General features: G+C 69.9%; 2 protein-coding genes and 1 pseudogene. 2 read left to right on the top strand and 1 reads right to left on the bottom strand.

Translation table 11 applies throughout. The annotated features are described in order from the left end of the window. Nucleotides 1–358: 358 nt before the first annotated feature. A pseudogene (locus tag ACIRYZ_RS44070) lies at nucleotides 359–539 on the top strand (site-specific integrase); the annotation flags it as partial. A 412-nt stretch (nucleotides 540–951) separates the two neighbouring features. Beyond that, entirely contained in the window at nucleotides 952–1,215 is a 264-nt protein-coding gene (locus ACIRYZ_RS44065) for a hypothetical protein (protein ID WP_402954560.1), read from the top strand. 554 nt (nucleotides 1,216–1,769) lie between these two features. Here ACIRYZ_RS44065 and ACIRYZ_RS44060 read toward each other — a convergent pair. Beyond that, nucleotides 1,770–2,591, bottom strand: an 822-nt coding sequence (locus ACIRYZ_RS44060; protein ID WP_402954557.1) for an IPT/TIG domain-containing protein, incomplete at its 5' end; no start/stop codon positions are given.

The raw sequence follows: 2,591 nt of genomic DNA, 5'->3' as shown, positions 1-2,591 counted from the left end.
TGTCCTGTGGGCCCTCATCCGTGACGGACGGTGCTACGAAGAAGAACCGTCCGTCACAGCGATGGCTTGACAACAGCATTAGGAGGTCAGGTCAGCGCCGTCGCCGACACTCAGACGCTCAGAAAAGTCGACGACCCCGGTGACCACTGGGCCGAGGTGGCCTCCGTGCTCGCCGACGCCTGCGAGACGATCATCTTGCGAAGCCGATGGGTTAGTGGATTCTCGCGCTTCACGCAGACGGAACCTGATGGCCAGGTTGCCGTGTCGTGAGCTGATGCCGGTGGGTTCGCAGGCTGTGGCCGCCGCGGCTGCGCTTTCTGGGCCCGACCGGCAGGCCCGCCGACTCGGCGGCGTGCAGGGTGAGGACTGGGACCTGCATGGATGGCACCACTCCGGGCGCACCCATCTCGGCGAGGCCGGAGCCAGCCTGTCGACGCTGATGGCCAAGTCGCGGGCACAAGAAGCGGGAGAACGTACGGCGCTACTTTCACCCCTCGGCGGAGGCGATCGCCGAGGTCACCAGCTTGCTTGCCCCTGGAGGAGGAGCCGGCCGATCCGGCCGACGGCCTGCGGCCCGCCCGGGACAGGAGCCGAGTCCCGCAGGCTCCCCCCGGGCGGCTGCGGGGCGAGGCGGGGCGGGCAGTCGCTTCACCGTCGTCTGAACGCCGCAACGGCGCCCCTCACAGGAAGGCCCCTCATGCGCATCCGACTCCTCCAGGGAGTGTCCCTGCTTTCCACCGGCCTGCTCGCCGGTGCCTTCGGCTACGGCGCCGCGAACCTTGTTCCGACCTTCGACGCCGTGCCGCTCGACATGAGACTCGCCTTCCACGCCGAGCTGATGAAGATGAACGGGATCACCATGCAGGCAGCCATGGCGGTCTCCGCCCTCGGCTGCCTCGCCCTGGCCGCCTTCACACGAGGCAGGCCCCGGGCCCTCGCCGCCGTGGCGGGGTGCCTGACCGTCACCTCCTTCCTGATCACCGCTTCGGAAACGTCCCGATCAACGGCCGCATCAAGCAGTGGGCCGCCACCGCGCCGCCACCCGACCACGCAGGCATCCTGCACCGCTGGGAGCTGTACAACGACGCCCGGACCCTCACCGCCGTGGCGGCGTTCACCGTCCTCACCCTGCGGAAGACCACGGCGCACCCGACGGCGGAAAACGCCGCGGAAGACGTCCTGATCTCAGCGGCGGGCCCGGCGCCCTCCGCGTGACGGAGCAGGCCACGCGGGGAGCGGGACGCGGACAGCCCTCGGAACGCCGTACCGGCGCGGCAACCGCCGCCGAGTCCCCCACCGGCCCGGATCGAACGACGGGAGCCGACTCCGGTCGCGACGGGGACAACCAGCGGCCCGCTGGTTGTCCCCGCCACCCCCGGCCCGCAAAGAACACCTCGCCGCAAAGCGCTCCCGGGACGCCGGGGCCGCTTTCCGACGACCGCCGGTTCACCAGCTGGTGGGCGGCTGCTCGTCCAGTACTTCGAGGACCTCGACCGAGGGGGCCATCACGATGTACGCGCCGTTGACGTCGGTGCTGGTCCACCAGGTGCCCCGGTCCACCCGGCGTCCGGCGAGGCCCCTGGAACATCACCTCCTCTTCCCCCAGTCAGAAGACCCGCCGGCGCCGTGGATGCACCGCCCCGACATCGACTTCACCCCAGGCGACCACCGTGCCCGTCACCGGAGGACCCGCAGCTGATCCTCTCGTCCCACCGCTCATCAATGTGCACGACGCCTCCTTTGATGTGGACGCTGGCGTTCGGGATGCGCTACGGCTGGTACTGGAAGGTGGCGCCGTTGCTGGTGCCGCCCGGGGAGTGGACGGTGACGGTGACCGGGCCGACGGCACCGGGCGGTGAGGTGGTGACGACCATGGTGTCGGAGACCGCGGCGAAGGACGCCGGGGCGGTGCCGAAGAACACGGCGTCGGTGTAGGTGAGGTTGCTTCCCCTGATCAGGACGTCGTCGCCGCCGGACACCGAACCCTGGGCGGGGCTGAGGGAGCTGATGACGGGCAGCGCGACATAGGTGTAGTAGGCGTTGCCCAGCCCGATGGTGCTGGTGCCGCCTGGTGTGGTGGTCGTGACCAGGACGGTCCCCGTGCCGGGCGGGGCAGTCGCGGTGACCTGACTGTCGGAGATCACGGTGATGTTGGTGGCCGCGGCGGACCCGAAGTGCACGGCGCTGGTGAGAGCCAGGCCGGAGCCGAAGATGGTGACGGTGTTCCCGCCACCACTCGGTCCCATGGTCGGAATCAGGCCGGTGACGGCGGGGGCCGCGACGTAGAAGTAGGGCAGCGGGTTGCTGGTGCCCGCCGAGGTGGTGACCGTGACGTTGACCGACTGCGCCGCTCCCGCGGGTGCGGTGACGGTGATCTGGGCGGCGGTGTTGGCGATGATCGTCGCGGCGTGGGTACCGAACAGCACCGAGGTCGCACCCGAAAGGCCGGTGCCGGAGATGGTGACGGTGTTCCCGCCGCTGGTTGACCCCTGGTTCGGGGTCAGGCTGGTGATCACCGGCAGGACCGTGTAGGTGAAGGGCACACCGTTGCTGGTGCCCGCCGGTGTGGTGACCGTGACCTGGACCGTTCC

The organism is Kitasatospora sp. NPDC101155 (genome assembly GCF_044768305.1).
Lineage (GTDB): Bacteria > Actinomycetota > Actinomycetes > Streptomycetales > Streptomycetaceae > Kitasatospora.
Note: the sequence above shows the minus strand (reverse complement) of the source record. Positions and strands in the feature narration are given on the sequence as shown.